Origin of the sequence: Luteococcus sanguinis (genome assembly GCF_039527675.1) — a bacterium.
In the GTDB taxonomy this organism is placed as follows: domain Bacteria; phylum Actinomycetota; class Actinomycetes; order Propionibacteriales; family Propionibacteriaceae; genus Luteococcus; species Luteococcus sanguinis.
Genome location: NZ_BAAAKI010000017.1, coordinates 57992 through 73558 on the forward strand (window position 1 = coordinate 57992; position 15567 = coordinate 73558).

17 protein-coding genes are annotated in these 15567 nt (G+C 67.7%); 5 read left to right on the plus strand and 12 right to left on the minus strand.

Translation table 11 applies throughout. The features are described 5' to 3' along the window. Positions 1 to 7 precede the first annotated feature (7 nt). From ABD089_RS11985 to ABD089_RS12015, 7 genes are all read right to left on the minus strand, one after another. Complete coding sequence (locus ABD089_RS11985) at positions 8 to 433, minus strand: (deoxy)nucleoside triphosphate pyrophosphohydrolase (protein ID WP_343886660.1); 426 nt, start codon at positions 431 to 433, stop codon at positions 8 to 10. After that, positions 430 to 1002 carry an HhH-GPD-type base excision DNA repair protein gene (locus tag ABD089_RS11990; protein WP_343886661.1) on the minus strand — a complete coding sequence of 191 codons (573 nt, stop codon included), beginning with the start codon at positions 1000 to 1002 and terminating at the stop codon, positions 430 to 432. The genes ABD089_RS11985 and ABD089_RS11990 overlap by 4 nt, the downstream gene beginning before the upstream one ends. A gap of 9 nt (positions 1003 to 1011) precedes the next feature. Then, positions 1012 to 1968 (minus strand): hypothetical protein, encoded by a 957-nt coding sequence (locus tag ABD089_RS11995; RefSeq protein ID WP_343886662.1) that lies wholly within the window; start codon positions 1966 to 1968, stop codon positions 1012 to 1014. Continuing rightward, positions 1959 to 2780 carry an ammonia-dependent NAD(+) synthetase gene (gene nadE / locus ABD089_RS12000; RefSeq protein WP_343886663.1) on the minus strand — a complete coding sequence of 274 codons (822 nt, stop codon included), beginning with the start codon at positions 2778 to 2780 and terminating at the stop codon, positions 1959 to 1961. Before nadE ends, ABD089_RS11995 begins: the two co-directional genes overlap by 10 nt. A 103-nt stretch (positions 2781 to 2883) precedes the next feature. Then, complete coding sequence (gene lpdA, locus ABD089_RS12005; protein ID WP_343886664.1) at positions 2884 to 4284, minus strand: dihydrolipoyl dehydrogenase; 1401 nt, start codon at positions 4282 to 4284, stop codon at positions 2884 to 2886. A 40-nt stretch (positions 4285 to 4324) separates the two neighbouring features. Continuing rightward, positions 4325 to 4858: a hypothetical protein gene (locus ABD089_RS12010; RefSeq protein WP_343886665.1), complete on the minus strand. Its 534-nt coding sequence runs from the start codon at positions 4856 to 4858 to the stop codon at positions 4325 to 4327. A 188-nt stretch (positions 4859 to 5046) separates the two neighbouring features. Further along, a complete protein-coding gene (locus tag ABD089_RS12015) occupies positions 5047 to 6543 on the minus strand; it encodes an alkaline phosphatase (RefSeq protein WP_343886666.1) in 1497 nt (498 codons plus the stop codon). A 221-nt stretch (positions 6544 to 6764) separates the two neighbouring features. Between ABD089_RS12015 and ABD089_RS12020 the strand changes: the two genes are divergently transcribed. After that, positions 6765 to 8294 carry a helix-turn-helix domain-containing protein gene (locus ABD089_RS12020; RefSeq protein ID WP_343886667.1) on the plus strand — a complete coding sequence of 510 codons (1530 nt, stop codon included), beginning with the start codon at positions 6765 to 6767 and terminating at the stop codon, positions 8292 to 8294. A 103-nt stretch (positions 8295 to 8397) separates the two neighbouring features. Here ABD089_RS12020 and ABD089_RS12025 read toward each other — a convergent pair whose 3' ends face one another. Both ABD089_RS12025 and pdxY read right to left on the minus strand, forming a co-directional pair. After that, complete coding sequence (locus ABD089_RS12025) at positions 8398 to 8925, minus strand: 2'-5' RNA ligase family protein (RefSeq protein ID WP_343886668.1); 528 nt, start codon at positions 8923 to 8925, stop codon at positions 8398 to 8400. 7 nt (positions 8926 to 8932) lie between these two features. Beyond that, a complete protein-coding gene (gene pdxY / locus ABD089_RS12030) occupies positions 8933 to 9787 on the minus strand; it encodes a pyridoxal kinase PdxY (RefSeq protein WP_343886669.1) in 855 nt (284 codons plus the stop codon). Positions 9788 to 9906: 119 nt separating this feature from the next. Here pdxY and ABD089_RS12035 point away from each other — a divergent pair, with 119 nt between their 5' ends. From ABD089_RS12035 to ABD089_RS12045, 3 genes are all read left to right on the plus strand, one after another. Next, a complete protein-coding gene (locus ABD089_RS12035; protein WP_343886671.1) occupies positions 9907 to 10356 on the plus strand; it encodes a PGPGW domain-containing protein in 450 nt (149 codons plus the stop codon). A 42-nt stretch (positions 10357 to 10398) separates the two neighbouring features. Beyond that, positions 10399 to 11199: a glycerophosphodiester phosphodiesterase family protein gene (locus ABD089_RS12040; RefSeq protein WP_343886672.1), complete on the plus strand. Its 801-nt coding sequence runs from the start codon at positions 10399 to 10401 to the stop codon at positions 11197 to 11199. 61 nt (positions 11200 to 11260) lie between these two features. Then, positions 11261 to 11593, plus strand: a complete 333-nt coding sequence (locus ABD089_RS12045; protein WP_343886674.1) for an RNA polymerase-binding protein RbpA — start codon at positions 11261 to 11263, stop codon at positions 11591 to 11593. Between the two features lie 123 nt (positions 11594 to 11716). Here ABD089_RS12045 and ABD089_RS12050 read toward each other — a convergent pair whose 3' ends face one another. From ABD089_RS12050 to ABD089_RS12060, 3 genes are all read right to left on the minus strand, one after another. Continuing rightward, positions 11717 to 12262 carry an FxsA family protein gene (locus ABD089_RS12050; RefSeq protein ID WP_343886675.1) on the minus strand — a complete coding sequence of 182 codons (546 nt, stop codon included), beginning with the start codon at positions 12260 to 12262 and terminating at the stop codon, positions 11717 to 11719. A 254-nt stretch (positions 12263 to 12516) separates the two neighbouring features. Further along, positions 12517 to 14115, minus strand: coding sequence for an apolipoprotein N-acyltransferase (lnt, locus tag ABD089_RS12055; protein ID WP_343886676.1), 1599 nt, complete (start codon positions 14113 to 14115; stop codon positions 12517 to 12519). After that, positions 14112 to 14558, minus strand: coding sequence for an Lrp/AsnC family transcriptional regulator (locus ABD089_RS12060; RefSeq protein ID WP_343886677.1), 447 nt, complete (start codon positions 14556 to 14558; stop codon positions 14112 to 14114). The genes lnt and ABD089_RS12060 overlap by 4 nt, the downstream gene beginning before the upstream one ends. Before the next feature lie 44 nt (positions 14559 to 14602). On the opposite strand from ABD089_RS12060, the gene ABD089_RS12065 reads away from it, so the two are divergent. Then, complete coding sequence (locus tag ABD089_RS12065) at positions 14603 to 15562, plus strand: 5'-3' exonuclease (RefSeq protein WP_343886678.1); 960 nt, start codon at positions 14603 to 14605, stop codon at positions 15560 to 15562. Positions 15563 to 15567 lie beyond the last annotated feature (5 nt).

A 15567-nucleotide genomic window follows, 5' to 3' on the forward strand; every position in this document is an offset into this window, starting at 1 on the left:
GGTGCGACTATGGCTGGTCAGCGAGCGCAGCCAGCGCGTCCGCGACCGGCTGGTCGGCCGGCAACCAGTCCAGCTCGGGAAGGGCCGCCAGCGAGCACCAGACGATCTGGTCGTGCGACTCCCCCGGTGCCGGTTCACCCTCGACGAGCTCGCAGAACCACACGCGCAGGTTCATCGCCGGACCGATCGGCCAGTGGCCCGAGAGCGACTCCAGTTCGGCGTCCACGCCCACCTCGACGCCCAGTTCCTCCCGGATCTCACGCACCAGCGCTGCCTCGGGCTGCTCCCCCGCCTCGACCTTCCCGCCAGGGAACTCGTACTTGCCAGCCAACTCAGCCGGACGGCTGCGGCGCGCGGCCAGCACCAGCCCGTCGCGGACGATGATCGCCCCGACCACCAGCCGTGGGTGCTCGCCATCGTGGATCTCGCTCATGCAAGCTCTTTCGCGGCGCGGGCGGCAGCCTTGGCGGCCTTCTTGGTCTCCCGCACGCGCAGCAGGCTCTCGGGGCCGTCGATGTCGGCGACGGAACGGTACTGGTCGTCGGCGTAGTCTCCGGCAGCCGCCTGCCAGCCCTGCAGCGGCAGCTTGCGGCGCTTGCCGAGCACTGCCAGGAAGATCCTGGCCTTCTGGTCGCCGAAGCCCGGCAAGGCCTTCAGCCGCCGCAGCACCGTTGCCCCGTCCCCATCCCGCCACAGGTGAGACGCACTGCCGTCGTACTCGTCGACCAGCACGGAGCACAGCTGGTGCACCCGCGCGCCCATCGATCCGGGAAAACGGTGCACGGCCGGGCGCTGCGCGCACAGCGCCACGAAGTCCTCCTCGGGCATCGCGGCGATGGCGGCGACGTCGAAGCGTCCACCCATCCGTTCGGCGATTACGGCGGGGCCGGCGAAAGCCTTCTCCATCGGGATCTGCTGGTCCAGGCACATGCCCACGAGCAGCGCATTGTCGTCGTCTGCCAGCAGGTCGTCCGCGGCCTCGTCACCGGTCAGCCAGAACATCGGGTCTCCTCACTCGAACAGCACGTACTCTGGCACCGGCCGCAGCCCCAGTACCTCTGCCGCGGTCATCACGCGTCCACCGGTCGCCGCGTCTTCCTCGTAGAAGAGCTTGAAACCGGGGTGGACGAACTCCGGCATGGTCGCGACCACACGCTCCCATGTTGCCGTCTTCGCACTTGGCGATCCGATGCCATCCACCGACTTCACCATCACGACGCCCTTGTGGGCGCTCAGCTGTTGTTCGTTGCGCACGACACCAGGGTTGAGCTGGTGATAGACCATCACCTTCTCGGGCAGGTGGTGGCTCGCGACGATGCCGGCCAGGTACTTCGCCGATGCGTTCAACTCCTTGCCCGACGTGTGCCCGAAGACCTTGCCCGGGGTCTGCCCCGCCGAGACAGCCCACTCCGGGTCCAGCGCGACGCCGACGTCCGGCTGGGCCAGCCAGCCCTGGTAGGCCTTGAGTTCGTCGACGAAATCGGCCCGACCGGGCTGGATGTTCAACAGCAGCAGGGCCTTGCGTTTGCGCGCGACGGCGAGCCACTCCTCGATCACCGAATCGTCGACGCGGGTGCGGTACATCCCGTCGCGGCCGGGGGACGAGTGGACGGTGGTCGCGATCAGCTCCATCACGGGCAGCACCTCGCGTCCCTTCGCGTAGGGCTTGGCGCGCTGCTCCATCTCGACCACGCGCTCATCCAGGTCGCCGATTCCGAGTCGCCCCTGACCGGGGGCGTCCGGGGCACCGGAATAGCCGAACAAGCGGTGGGCCGGGAAGATCGTCCGACCACCGCGGGGCAGCTCAAGCGCAGGCTGCGCGGACGGCGTGGCCGACGCAGTGGGCGTGGGTGCAGTCTGGTCAGTAGTGCTCGTGGGTGCGGTCTGGTCGGCGGTGGACGTGGAGCATCCGGCCGCCAGCACGACCAGCAAAGTGGCTAGGGCTCGGCGCACAGCGATCAACGCCACCAGGTGTCATGGATCGTGACGGGCGTGGCGCGCTTGTGGCGCGTTCGCAGGTACTTCTGCTCCAGCTTCTCGGCCACCTCGTCGGGGATCTGCTCGCCCTGCAGGTAGGCGTCGATCTGGTCGTAGGTGATGCCCAGCTCGTCCTCGTCGGTGCGCAGCGGCTTGCCATCCAACAGGTCGGCGGTGGGCACCTTGGCCCACAACTGCTCGGGCGCCCCGAGGTGCTGCAGAAGCTGGCGGTTCTGGCCCTTGTCGAGGCCGAAGAGCGGCAGGATGTCCGCTCCCCCGTCGCCGAATTTGGTGAAGAAGCCGGTCACGGACTCGGCGCCGTGGTCGGTGCCGATCACCAGCATGTTCTTCTCGCCGGCGATGGCGTACTGGGCAACCATGCGCATCCGGGCCTTGACGTTGCCCTTGTTGAAATCGCTGATCTGCATGCCCATCGCCTCCTCGAAGGCGTTCTCCATGCCGTCGGTGGCGGGCTTGATGTTCAGCGTGACCTCGGTGGAGGCATCCACCCAGCGCATCGCCGCTGCTGCATCCGCCTCGTCGGCCTGCACACCGTGCGGCAGCCGGACGGCGACGAAGTCGGCTTCGACGCCATCGGCCCTCAAGCGGTCAACAGCCATCTGGGCCAGCCGGCCGGCCAGGGTCGAGTCGATCCCCCCGCTGATCCCCAGCACGAAGCCCGTTGTGTGGGTGGCCTTGAGGTACTCGCACAAGAAGGCGACCCGCCGCTCAACTTCCACGGCAGGGTCGATCGCGGGCTTGACGCCCATCTCGTCGATGATGGTCTTCTGCAGGTCGCGCATGGCACAAATCTAGGGCCGCGCCGGCATCCGTCCAACCGGACGGACGCCAACGCGGCCCCTGAGTTCTGGAGGGTCAGCTGAGTTCTGGCGGGTCAGCTTGTGATCAGAAGTTGATCATGTGGCCGACAATGCCCTCGGCGGCCTCCTTCAGCGCCTCCGACAGGGTCGGGTGCGCGTGCACGGTACGGCCGATCTCGTCGGCGCGCAGATCGTACTGCTGGGCGAGCACCAGCTCGGGCAGCAGTTCGGTCACGTCGGGGCCGATCATGTGGGCACCGAGGATCTCGTTGGTGTTCTTGTCGGCGATGATCTTCACGAAGCCGACGCCCTCACCCAGCCCCCAGGCCTTGCCGTTGGCGGCGAAGGGGAACTTCGCCGCCTTGGTCTCGAAGCCCTTGGCCTGCGCCTGCTCCTCGGTGTAGCCCATGGAGCCGATCTGCGGCTGGCAGTAGGTGGCGCGCGGGATGAAGTCGTAGTTCACCGGGAAGGTCTCCGCTCCCGCGATGGTCTCCGCGGCGACGACGCCCTGGGCCTCGGCGACGTGGGCCAGCATCATCTTGCCGGTGCAATCGCCGATGGCGAAGATGCCCTCGACATTGGTTCGCAGGTAGTCGTCCACCGCGATGGCGCCGCGGTCGGTCAGCTGCACGCCGGTCTTCTCGAGCCCGAAGCCCTCGGTGCGGGGCGCGAAGCCCATCGCCTGCATGAACTTGTCGGCTTCGAGCACCTGCTCGTCGCCACCCTTGGCCGGCGCCACGGTGACGCGAACGCCCTGGCCGTGGTCTTCCACGGTCTTCACCGCGGTGCTCGGCATCAGCTTGATGCCCAGCTTCTTGTACTGCTTGGTCAGCTCGGCGGAGATCTCGGGATCCTCGGCGGGCACGACGCGGTCCAGGTACTCGACGATCGTGACGTCGACGCCGTAGCTGTTGAGGACATAGGCAAACTCCGTGCCGATGGCCCCCGAGCCGCCGATGATGATCGACTTCGGAAGCTGGTCGGCGAGGATCTGCTCCTTGTAGGTCACGACATTCTGGCTGACCTGGGTGCCCGGCAGCAGCTTGGTGGTCGCACCTGCGGCGATGATGCAGGCGTCGAAGGTGAGCTCCTCGGTGGAGCCGTCTTCCTTGGCGACGCTGATCGCCTTCGGGCCAGTGAAGGTGCCCCAGCCGGAGAACTCGGTGACCTTGTTCTTCTTCATCAGGAAGTGGATGCCCTTGACCATCCGGTCGCTGACCGCACGGGAACGGGTGAAGGCCTTGCCGTAGTCGGCGGTCACCTCACCGGACAGGCCGAAGGTACCGGCCTCCTTGGTGACGAGATGGACGATCTCGGCGTTGCGCAGGAGCGACTTGGTGGGGATGCAGCCGATGTTCAGGCAGACACCGCCCCAGTACTCCTTCTCGATGATGGCGACCTTCTTGCCCAGCTGGGCGGCGCGAATGGCGGCGACGTAGCCACCGGGGCCAGCGCCAAGGACAACGACGTCGAAATGAGAGCTCATGAGTTGCACTCTATTCCACGCCGGGAGGCGCTTCGCGATGTCATTCGTTGACCAGTACGGGCACTCCGACGCTGGCCGAGACGACCTTGGACGCGATGCCGGCGGGGGCCCTGATCTCGAACTCCTCCGAGGGGTGCGGGTCGACGCTCGCCCCGGGGGCGGCCGAGGCCTCCTCGTGCGTGTGCGCGCCATCGAGGTGGTGGGTGAAGCGGGAGGTGCCCAGCAGCCTGCCCGAGGCGTCATGGAAGCCGGCCACCACCTGCAGCTCCAACAGCTCCGAGACGTCGGAGGTGACGCGGAGCGTGCCGCTGACCGTCGAGCCGTCAAGCGTCAAATCGCTGAGGGTGAAGCGGTCATCGAAGGGCCCGGCGACCTGCACGACCCGTCCGGCAGCAGGGCTCGCGGTGGCCATCGAGGCAAGCGTCGGGTCACCACTCGCAGGCGTCAGCGAGGGAAAGCTGGTCATGGCGGCGGACGAGGGGTCGGGCGCGGTGACCTCCTCGCTGGAACAGGCGCCCAGAGCCAGGCTGGCGAGGGCGGCGGTCAGGACGGTACGGCGGGTAGGACGCGGCATGTCTTCCTCTGCTGCTGTTCGGGGCGGATGCGTTGGGGTCGGATGCGTTGGTGTCGACCCCGTTGGTGTCGACCCCATTGGGGGGGTGAATGCAGTGGGAGTGCACACGTGGGGCTGGACGGTTCCCGTCCAGCCCCACGTGCTGGTGCCCCCTGGTCGAGATGGGGTTCTTGAGGGTACTGCTGGCGTCAGGCGACGACGCCGAGAGCCTGGCCGACGATGTCGAACAAGTCGGTGTTCTCGATGGAGCCTGCGACCTTGTAGGAGGACGGGCCGTAGCCGTAGACCGGCACGTCGGCACCGGTGTGGTTGCCCGACAGGTAGCTCAGCCACAGGCTGGCTTCCTTGGTGCCGTCCTCGACGCCAGCGGGGTCGTCGACGGTGCGGAAGGTTGCGGGGCCGAAGTTGGCCGTGTCAGCCGAGCCGGAGCCGTTGATGATGCCGGACGAGCGCTTTGGGTCCAGGGCGCCAGACTTGGCCCGCGAGGGGGTCGAGTTGTTGGCGGTGTTCCCCGAGTCGACATTCGCTGGCGGGGTCACGGCCTCGGCGTTGGTGTAGGTGCCCTTCTCGATGATGTTGAAGCCCGCGCACTCGTGGTCGGCGGTGACGATGACCAGGGTGTGCTTGTCCTTCTTCGCGTAGTCGAGGGCGACGCGGACGGCCTCGTCGAAGGCCTTGGTCTCCTCCAAAGTCTGCGCGGCGTCGTTGGCGTGCGAGCGCTTGTCGATCAGGGCGCCCTCGACCTGCAGGTAGAAGCCCTTCTTGCCCTTGTTCGTGTCGAGCAGCTCGATCGACTTGCGGGTCATTTCGGCCAGGTTCGGCTCCTTCGCCTCGGCACTGGCCGGGTTCAGGCGCTTGCTGCGCTCGATGGTCAGGTTGCCCTTGTTGTACAGGGCGAAGACCTTGTTGCCCTTCTTGGACGCCTTGAGGCGGTTCAGGTCCTGCTCGGTCGCGACGCGCTGGGCGGCGGGCGAGCCGAGGACGGTGTAGCCCTGTGCCTTCAGCGACTGCTCGTCGGTGGCGTCGAAGCGGCTCAGGCCACCGCCCATGATGACGTCGGCCACGCCATTGCGGGCGATCTGGTCGGCGACGGGGGTGACGCGGACGTCGGAGGTGGGAAGCTCGGTGCCACCGGTGACCGTCGGGTACTGGCAGGCGGCGGCGGAGTAGTTCGGGCCCTGGCATCCGCGCAGGAGCACATGGCTCATCTGCCCGGCAGGGGTGGCGTCGGTGATCTCGGCGGTGGAGACATTGCCGGTGCGGTAGCCGGCCTTCTTGGCGAGCTCCATGACCGTGGGCTTGACGTTGCCCTTTGCGTCGACGCCAAGCGCGGCGTTGTAGGTCTTGACGCCGGAGGCCCACGCGGTGGCCGCGGACGCGGAGTCGGTGACGTAGTTGGGGACGAAGTCCGACTCGCCCGGCTGACCGGAGTTCGCCTCGACCGAGTAGGTGCGATTCTGGCCGACATTGGGCAGCGTCTCCATGACGAGCTTGCCGTCGGCGCCGTAGTAGCGCTCGCGGGCAGCGCTGACGTGGGTGCGGCCCATGCCGTCGCCGAGCAGGTAGATGACGTTGTGGATCTCGTTGCTGCGCGAGCGGTTGGCCTCTGCGGCCCCCGCCCCGGCGCCGGCGACGAGCGACAGCGACGCTGCGGCGATCGCTGCAACCTTGAGGGTCTTGCCCATCTCTGGTTCCTTTCGAAGGGGTGGCCCGATAGTGGGTACCAGGCTTGGACGACGCTAGGGGCGGACGTGGGCAGAGACGCGTCGTCCGGGTGACGAGGGGGTAAACCTGCCGTGACCGTAACCTCTGGACTGTCGTTCCAGTCGCATTCTGTGGGGCTGTTGAACGAACAACACGTCACCGGGTGGATGGATTATCTCAAACGTGAGTTACTCTGGTCGGCATGACCGAGACCACTCCTGCCTCCATCGGCCGGCTGATTCGCGATGCCCGCAAGCAGCGCGGGCTCACCCAGCACCAGCTCGCAGACGTCCTGAACACCTCGCAGAGTGCAGTGCACCGCATCGAGGCCGGGAACCAGAACCTGAGCCTGGAGATGATCAACCGCATCGCCGAGGCCCTCGAGTCCCCGCTGATCGCACCCGCCGACAACCGCACCACGAACCTGCGCATCGAGGGTGGCCGCAAGCTGTCCGGGTCGATCGAGGTGCGTTCGTCCAAGAACGCCGCCGTCGCGCTGCTGTGCGCCTCCCTCATCAACAAGGGCCGCACCACTCTTCGTGGCATCGCGCGCATCGAGGAGGTCAACCGCATCGTCGAGGTGCTCACCTCCGTGGGTGTCGAGGCCGCCTGGAATGCTGACAAGACCACGCTGACCCTCCACCGGCCCGCCGAGCTCCAGCTGGGCGAGATGAACCTGGACGCGGCCCGCCGTACCCGCTCGGTCATCATGTTCCTGGGCCCGTTGCTGCACCAGTACGACAGCTTCCAGCTCCCCTACGCCGGCGGCTGCAACCTTGGCGCGCGCACCATCGAACCGCACCTGCAGGTGCTGCGTCCCTTCGGCCTCGACGTCGAGGCGACCGAGGGCTTCTACCAGGCCACCGTCGAGGTCTCCCGCGTCAACGAGGTGCGCCGCATCACCTTGACCGAGCGTGGCGACACCGTCACCGAGAATGCGCTGCTGGCCGCCGCGCAGACCCCGGGAACCACGATCCTGCGCAATGCCTCGCCCAACTACATGGTTCAGGACCTGTGCGTCTTCCTGCAGATGCTCGGCGTCACGATCGACGGCATCGGTTCGACCACCTTGACGATCACCGGCAATGCCGACATCGACAAGGACGTGGAGTATGACATCTCCGAGGACCCCATTGAGGCGATGAGCCTGTTGACCGCAGCGATCGTGACCGGCTCGGAGATGACGGTCACTCGGTGCCCCTACGAGTTCCTGGAGATCGAACTCGCGATCCTGGAGGAGATGGGGCTGAAGTACTCGCTCTCGGACGAGTATGTCTCCCGCAATGGCTTCACCCGTCTGGTGGACATCACCGTCCACCCTTCGCAGCTGCACGCCTCGGCGGACAAGATCCACCCGCTGCCATTCCCGGGCCTGAACATCGACAACCTGCCCTTCTTCGCGGTCATCGCGGCCGTCGCCGACGGCCAGACGCTGATCCACGACTGGGTCTACGAGAACCGCGCGATCCACCTGCTGGAGCTCAACAAGCTCGGCGGCAATGTGCAGCTGCTCGACCCGCACCGTCTGATCGTGAACGGCCCGACCCGCTGGCGCGGGCGCGACCTGGTCTGCCCGCCGGCGCTGCGCCCGGCCGTCTGCCTGCTGCTCGCGGCCCTCGCAGGCCGCGGCGATACGATCCTGCGCGATGTCTACGTCATCAACCGTGGCTACGAAGACCTGCCGGCCCGCCTGAACAAGTTGGGCGCCAACATCGAGGTCTTCCACGAGTGAGCTGAACCGATCGGGCCCACAGGTCCGGTGCACACCGCATCGAACGGCGCATCCCCGAATGGGGGTGCGCCGTTCGGTCGTTTCGGGTTGGCGGTGAGGGTGTTCAGCAACCGAAGGGGAAGCGCGCCACCAGGTGGGTGTTGCCCTGCTCGTACCAGACCAGGTCGAGCTGTGCGACGCGGTAACTGGCAGGGAGCACGTCCCCCAGCCCCTCGGCGACGGACGCGACGTCGACCCCGGGTGCCAGCGCCTCCAGCGTCACGTGCGGTGAGACGCCGAACTGGCCGCGGTAGGGCACCACTTCGGGGAAGGTGCGCTGGGCTGCTCTCGTCAGCGCCTCGAACCGGGCGCGGGGCCATGCCGGGGTGTGGATCGTCCCGTTCTCGAAGAGCTCGACCTGTTCGCAGCGCGCCTCGAAAGGGGCACAGCTGGCGGCGAGGTTCGCGACCGACGCGAGATCCGGAACCTCGTCGAAGGGCCCCAGGACCGTGACATGGGCGTGGACGAAGTCTGGTCCGCGCCCCAGCAAGGAGGGGTCGTGGCGCAGGTACCCCGCGCGAACATGCTCGTCCAGCGGACGCACCGGCACCTGGAGCACCGCGTGCCCTGGCCAACGCTCGTCCTCAGCCATGACAGCCTCAGGCCAGTCGGGATGCCTGGAAGCGGTGCGGCGGGTTCACGAAGCTGTCCTGTGCCGCGACCAGGGCCAGCTCGGAGCGTCCCAGCTCGTGCGTGGCCCGCAGTAGGGAGTAGACGATCGAACCGGTTGCTGACAACGCGTCCGGGACGGAGCCAGTGGTCAGAAGGTGGGCCAGGAAGGTCGCCGTGGTGACATCACCGGAGCCGGTGAAGGCCTGCTCGATCAGCGGCGTCTCGACCTGCCAGGCGCCCTGCTCACCCACGGCCACCATCCGCATCACGTCCGTGTTCTGGCCGGCGTCGGTGACAGAGGTCACCAGCACCGTCCGCGGACCGCGGCTACGCAGTTCCTGCGCGGCCTCGACAGCCGCAGTGACTCCGTTGATCGTCCGTCCCGTGAGGAACTCCAGCTCGAACAGGTTGGGGGTCATCACGTCGGCGGCCGGCACGACCCGGTCGCGCATGAACTCCGGAATCCCGGGACGGCAGTAGAAGCCACGGCCGACGTCGCCCATCACCGGGTCGCAGCAGTAGAGGGCCCGCGGGTTGCGTTGCTTGACCAGCGCGGCGGCCTCGAGAACGACGGCGCCGATCTCCTCACCACCCTGGTAACCCGACAGCAGCGCGTCCACCTGGCTGAGCTGGCCCCGCTCGTCGATCCCGTGGACGACGTCACGAACGTCCCGTGCCTCGATCAGCGGACCACGCCAGGAGCCGTAGCCGGTGTGGTTGGAGAAATTGACTGTGAGCACGGGCCAGGTCTCCACGCCCATCCGCTGCAGCGGGAAGACGGCCGCGGAGTTGCCGGCATGGCCGTAGGCGACGTGGGACTGGATGGACAAGATCGTGGTCACCCGCTCCATTCTGCTCCCTTGGGGATGCGACGCTCTCATCGCGTCCAGCTCCTGCACGGCGTGAGGGCCGCGTGCGCCTGAACTGCTGATCATTCCGGTGTTCTGTCATCCTTGGTCCCATGGCCGAACTGCTGGACGACGAGCGGGAACCGGGCCACGTGCTGCGTAGTGCGGGCGATGGCGACCGGTGGGCCTGGCGCGCCAGGATCCGAGCCAATTCCGTCGCCCTGTTCTGGTATCGGATCGTGGTGGGCGTCGTCGGCCTCGTGCTGATGGTCGCCGCCGCGCTGACGGGCTGGCTGCCCGGCCCGGGCGGCATCCCGCTGTTCCTGATGGGGCTTGCGGTGTGGGCCTCGGAGTTCGAGTGGGCGCATCGGCTGCTCAGCGTCTTCGGCCGCTGGTTCGAGCGTTTCAAGGCCATGTCCCCCCGCAACAAGCGCATCTTCACCGTTGCGACCATCATCTGCATCCTCATCACCTGGTACCTGGCCGCCTGGTACGCGGGCGTGCCGACCTGGCTGCCGGACGTGGTGGAGAACTGGCTGAAGACCCTGCCGGGTCTGGACTGACTCATCGGCGCCAGGATTCGGTTGGCGTCCTACGCTGGCGTCGTGATCGCCCGTGACTTCCCCTACTTCGACCAGCCCTTCATTCCACTTGCCCACCGTGGCGGCTCCCTGCTGGGCGGCAACCTTGGCCGCGAGAACACCCTGCACGCCTTCGCCAATGCGGTGTCCCTGGGCTACCGCTACCTGGAGACAGACGTGCACGCGACCGCCGACGGCCATCTGGTCGCCTTCCACGATGACGTTCTGGACCGGGTGACCGACGCCACGGGGGCGATTCGGGAGCTCCCGCTGGCGGGCGTCCGGGAGGCCAGGATCGCTGGCATCGACCAGGTGCCCACACTGGACGAGGTGTTCGAGCACTTCCCGGAGCAGCGGATCAACATCGACATCAAGGCCCCCGGAGCGATCGAGCCGCTGGTGGCCGCCATCGACGCGCACCGCGCGCACGACCGGGTGTGCGTCGGTTCCTTCACCCCGAGCAGCCTCGAGCGCTTCCGGCGCTTGAGCGGGGGCCAGGTGCCGACATCCGTCGGGCCGCGCGGGATCGCCTGGACCGGCTTGGTCCCGATGCTCCCCCGTCTGCTCGCGTCACCCGGTGTCGCCTTCCAGATGCCAGTGGACCACGTCGTCGGAGGTCGTCGGGTGCGGTTGCTGACCCCCTGGCTGCTGGACTCGGCGCACCGGCGCGGGAAGGTCGTCCATGTCTGGACGATCAATGACAGTGAGCAGATGCACCAGCTGATCGACCTCGGCGTGGATGGGCTGGTCACCGATGCGATCGATGTTCTCAAAGGGGTCCTGCTGGAGCGTGGCCTGTGGCATGGTGGGGAACAAACCAACTGACCAGCTCGTTGAACCACGTGAACCCCGCCGAACCCGACGACCACACGCAGCAGGAGGAACGATGGCAGACCGCGCACTGCGAGGCATGGGCCTCGGCGCCAAGAGCTTCGAGGACGAGGAAGGCATCGAGTTCGCCGCCCGTCAGAACATCGGCTTCGACTGTGATGCCGGACACCATTTCGACATGGTCTTCGCGGAGGAGGCCGAGCTCCCCGCTGAGTGGGAGTGCCCACGCTGTGGACGTGTTGGACGACGCACCGACGGCACCAAGCCGGAGGAGAAGTACGTCAAGCCCGTCCGCACCCACTGGGACATGCTCCGCGAACGCCGCTCGCTGGACGAGCTCGAGGAACTCTTCGAGGAGCGCCTCGAACTGCTCCGCGGCAGCAACTGAGTCGCCCCGGCACCTGGGCAGAGCAAACGGCCCGCCATCTCTGGCGGGCCGTTTCATGTACCCCGAGCTTGAACCCGAGAACGCTCGCGGGCCTGTCGAGGGGTCCTTCCGGCCAGCCGCGCCCTACCCCCGGGCGATCTGCTGCGCAGAACCTGCCTCGGGGTTGCGGTGCTCGCTCGTCTCGGTCTCGACGATGTCGGTCGGTACCGTCATGTCCGGGCGGGTGCGGGCGCGCGCCAGGTCGATGTTCACACCGGCCTTCTGCACCTGCTTGGCGGCGAAGAAGCCAATGATCGAGCGCGCGAGCGGACGGGTGAACGGCAGCAGGAACACGAAGCCGATGACGTCGGTGAAGAAGCCGGGCAGCATCAGCAACAAGCCACCCACCAGCACCAGGGCGGCATCGGTGAGTTCCCGGGCGGGCATCCGCCCGGTGGTCAGCGAGTCGCGCAGTGCCTGCCAGGCCCTCGAGCCCTCCTTGCGCATCAGCCACGCGCCGATGATGGCCTCGGCCACCAGAATCAGCAGCGTCGGGAAGGCGCCGATCGCATGCCCCACCTTGATCAGCAGCAGCACCTCGATGATGGGAACGCCCACGAACATGCCCGCGAGCACAGGCAGGGCCCACTGGTTGCGGCGGGTGACGGGACGAGCAGCGCTGGTCGGCATGCGATCAATTCTACCCGGGCACCAAGATGGGTCCTGGTTCCCGTAACCCTCTCCCGCGGACTGGGTGGACTTTCTGCCGACTACAGCAGTTTCGCCACCCACTCCGGACTCATGGGCGCCCGGACTGGGCAAACCAGCGCGCAGCTACGAGAGAAAGTAGGCCCAGTTCGCGACGGGACCAGTTGCCGGGGTCGTCGTCCGGACGTCCCCGGTGCACGTTCGTTGGTGTTTGCAAGTGGGTGCCTGCACCGGATTCACACATCACAGCCCTCAGCCGACGACCCCGGCAATGGCTCCCGCGGATCCCTGGCGTGGCGGCGGATGCGTCCCAGCACCAGAGCGACCAGCACGCCCACCCCGGACACCAGGGCGGCCGCTCCCTCGACCCACGGACCCACCCGTGGGCCGGGGGTGGCACCCGTCCGCAACGGGACCCTGAAGGTCTGTGCGGCCGAGGTCGCCTCGTCCGTTCGTCCGGTGACCGAACCGTCCGCGTGCACCAGACCGGACAGCGAGGAGGTGGTCGAGACCACGATCTCGCGTCCAGACTCGATCGCCCGGGCGCGGGTGATCGCGAATTGTTGCCAGGGCTGGCCGGTGCCGGTGTAGGTGGCGTTGTTCGACTGCACGACGACCAGTTGGGCATCCGTCATCGCCTCCCGGACCGTGCGGTCCCAGGCGAGTTCGAAGCAGATGATGTCGCCGAGGCGGATGGTGCGTCCGTCGCCCAGGGTGGCGTCGATGACGCCGGGGCGGGTGCCGGGCACCGACTGCGCCCCGACCTGTTCCAGGATCGGCAGTACCGGCAACAACTGGTCGCGCAGCGGGACCCACTCGCCGAAGGGCACCAGGTTGCGCTTGTCGTAACGGGCGCTGATGCGTCCGTCGGTGCCCCACCACAGACCGGAGGTCTGCCGCTCCCCCTCCCCGGGGCCGCGCATGACGGCGCCGACGAAGATCGGCAGGCCGGTGGTGCGGCTGGCCTGCATGATCAGGTTCGCCGTCTGGGCATCGTGGGTGGGGTCGATGTCGGTGGAGTTCTCCGGCCACAGGACGAAATCGGGCATCGGGTCCAGGCCGGCACGCGCCCGGGCCATCAGCTCGACGGTCTCGCTGACGTGGTTGTCGGTGACCGAGCGGGCATAGCCCATCGCCTCCGAACCCGCGGTGCCGGTGACATCGCCCTGCACCATGCCGACGTCCACGCTCTCGCCCGTGCTGGGCAGCTCGACCGGACGGGCGATGGTCGCCGCGACGATGCCCACCACCGCGGATGTGGCCAGTAACACGGCGGGGAGCTGTGGACGCGCGGGACGCGAAGGGGACGGCAGTAGCGCACCGATCGCGACGCCGATCAGGGCGACCAGGAACGACAGCCCGCCGACTCCGATCCAGGGCAGGGATCCGGCGAGTGGCGATTCGACCATCGGGTAGGCCAGCCGCAGCCAGCCGAAACCACCGAAGGGAACACGGGAGGCGCCGTACTCCGCGAGCGACCAGAGCCCGGGCACCAGCAGCAGCCACCACGGTGAGCGTTCGGGACGGGTCAACAGCGCGGCACCCCAGCCGAACATCCCCTGCCACAGCGCCATGAAGGCGACGAGGATGACGGCGATCCAGGCACCCAGCACGTCCACCCAGGAGATGGCGACCCAGCCGAGGCCGAGGCCGAAGATCCAGCCCAGACCGAAGCCCTGGCCGGGGCTGCGTCCCCTCAGGAGCCAGGTGAGCGCGGCGATCGCGAGCGGCGCCAATGGCCACCAGCCGATGGGTTGGAAGGAGGCTCCCAGCAGTGCCCCGGACGCGAGCGCACCCAGCGCGCGCAGGGTGCCGCTGGACGACAAGCGGTTCACTCGGTCGGCAGGGTCGGCCGGTTCTGGAAGTGCGTGGTGAGCACGACCTGGGTCACCGTCACGACATTGGCGTGGTTGCGGATGCGGGTGAGCAGCATGTCGAGCTCGCGGGTGTCGGAGACGTGCACCTTGACCAGATAGGAGGCATCGCCGGCCACCGAGTAGCAGGAGACGATCTCGGGCATCGCGTCGATGTGCTCGGGGACGGCCTCGTCGGCGGCTGGGTCGAGCGGGCGGAGCTGGATGAAGGCGGTCAGCGTGCGGCCAAGCGCATTGGGGTCGATCACGGCCTGGTAACCGGCGATGATCCCCCGCTGCTCGAGGCGTCGCACGCGCTGCTGGGCTGCCGAGGTGGACAGACCCGTCTCGCGTCCGATGTCTGTGTAGGACATCCGTCCGTCCAGCGCGAGCAGCGCGAGAATCTGGTGATCTGTGCCTTCCATGACGCCAATCGTGACACTATTTGCGGGTGAATGGCGATCAGCTCATGATTCTTGACACAGCATCCATGTATTTCCGTTCTTTCTACGGTTTGCCCTCGTCGATGACCTCGCCGGACGGACGTCCGGTGAATGCGGTGCGTGGCTTGCTGGACTCGATCGCCCGTCTGGTCGAGCAGTACCAGCCCAATCAGTTGGCCTGCGCCTGGGACAACGACTGGCGTCCGGCCTGGCGGGTGGAGCTGGTGCCCACCTACAAGACCCACCGCGTCGCCGATGGTGGTGCCGGTGACGATCAGGCCGCGCAGCTGGGAGTCGTGGGCGCCGGTGCGCTGGCCGCGACCGGTGGACTGGCCGAGGAGTCCCCCGAGGGGCTGGCGCCGCAGGTGCTGATCATCCGTGAGGTGCTGACGGCGGTGGGCATTCCCATCGTTGGTGTGGACGGCTACGAGGCGGACGACGTGATCGGATCCCTCGCAAGCCAGTCGCAGGTGCCGGCGCTGGCGGTGACTGGTGACCGGGACCTCTTCCAGCTCGCTGACGGGAACACGCGCGTCATCTACATCGGCAAGGGCGTCGCGAAGCACGACCTGGTGGACGACGAGTGGGTCTTCTCCAAGTACGGGGTGCATGCCGCGCAGTACGTCGACTTCGCAGTGCTCCGCGGCGACCCCTCCGACGGGCTGCCGGGTGTGAAGGGCATCGGCGACAAGTCCGCGGCGCAGTTGGTCGCCCGCTTTGGGGACCTCGAGGGCATGCTGGCCGCGGCCGGTGATCCGGACTCGGGCATGTCGCCGGGGCTGGCCAGCAAGCTCGGTGCCGCGATCGACTACCTGGGCCCCGCCCGGGAGGTCGTGGCAGTCGTCCGGGACCTGCCCGTTGGCGGGCTGGACCTGCGCGTGGGCAGCGATCGGGTCGACGTCGACGCCTGTGCACGCTTGGCCGAGCAGCACGGTCTGGGCAGCTCGATGGAACGGATCCTGGCTGCCCTGGCCAAGGTCAGCTGACACCC

Coding starts and splice junctions, on each gene's coding strand:
- ABD089_RS11985 (WP_343886660.1), bottom strand. CDS start 433: ATGAGCGAGATCCACGATGGCGAGCACCCACGGCTGGTGGTCGGGGCG.
- ABD089_RS11990 (WP_343886661.1), bottom strand. CDS start 1,002: ATGTTCTGGCTGACCGGTGACGAGGCCGCGGACGACCTGCTGGCAGAC.
- nadE (WP_343886663.1), bottom strand. CDS start 2,780: ATGCGCGACCTGCAGAAGACCATCATCGACGAGATGGGCGTCAAGCCC.
- lpdA (WP_343886664.1), bottom strand. CDS start 4,284: ATGAGCTCTCATTTCGACGTCGTTGTCCTTGGCGCTGGCCCCGGTGGC.
- ABD089_RS12010 (WP_343886665.1), bottom strand. CDS start 4,858: ATGCCGCGTCCTACCCGCCGTACCGTCCTGACCGCCGCCCTCGCCAGC.
- ABD089_RS12015 (WP_343886666.1), bottom strand. CDS start 6,543: ATGGGCAAGACCCTCAAGGTTGCAGCGATCGCCGCAGCGTCGCTGTCG.
- ABD089_RS12020 (WP_343886667.1), top strand. CDS start 6,765: ATGACCGAGACCACTCCTGCCTCCATCGGCCGGCTGATTCGCGATGCC.
- ABD089_RS12025 (WP_343886668.1), bottom strand. CDS start 8,925: ATGGCTGAGGACGAGCGTTGGCCAGGGCACGCGGTGCTCCAGGTGCCG.
- ABD089_RS12035 (WP_343886671.1), top strand. CDS start 9,907: ATGGCCGAACTGCTGGACGACGAGCGGGAACCGGGCCACGTGCTGCGT.
- ABD089_RS12045 (WP_343886674.1), top strand. CDS start 11,261: ATGGCAGACCGCGCACTGCGAGGCATGGGCCTCGGCGCCAAGAGCTTC.
- ABD089_RS12050 (WP_343886675.1), bottom strand. CDS start 12,262: ATGCCGACCAGCGCTGCTCGTCCCGTCACCCGCCGCAACCAGTGGGCC.
- ABD089_RS12060 (WP_343886677.1), bottom strand. CDS start 14,558: ATGGAAGGCACAGATCACCAGATTCTCGCGCTGCTCGCGCTGGACGGA.
- ABD089_RS12065 (WP_343886678.1), top strand. CDS start 14,603: ATGATTCTTGACACAGCATCCATGTATTTCCGTTCTTTCTACGGTTTG.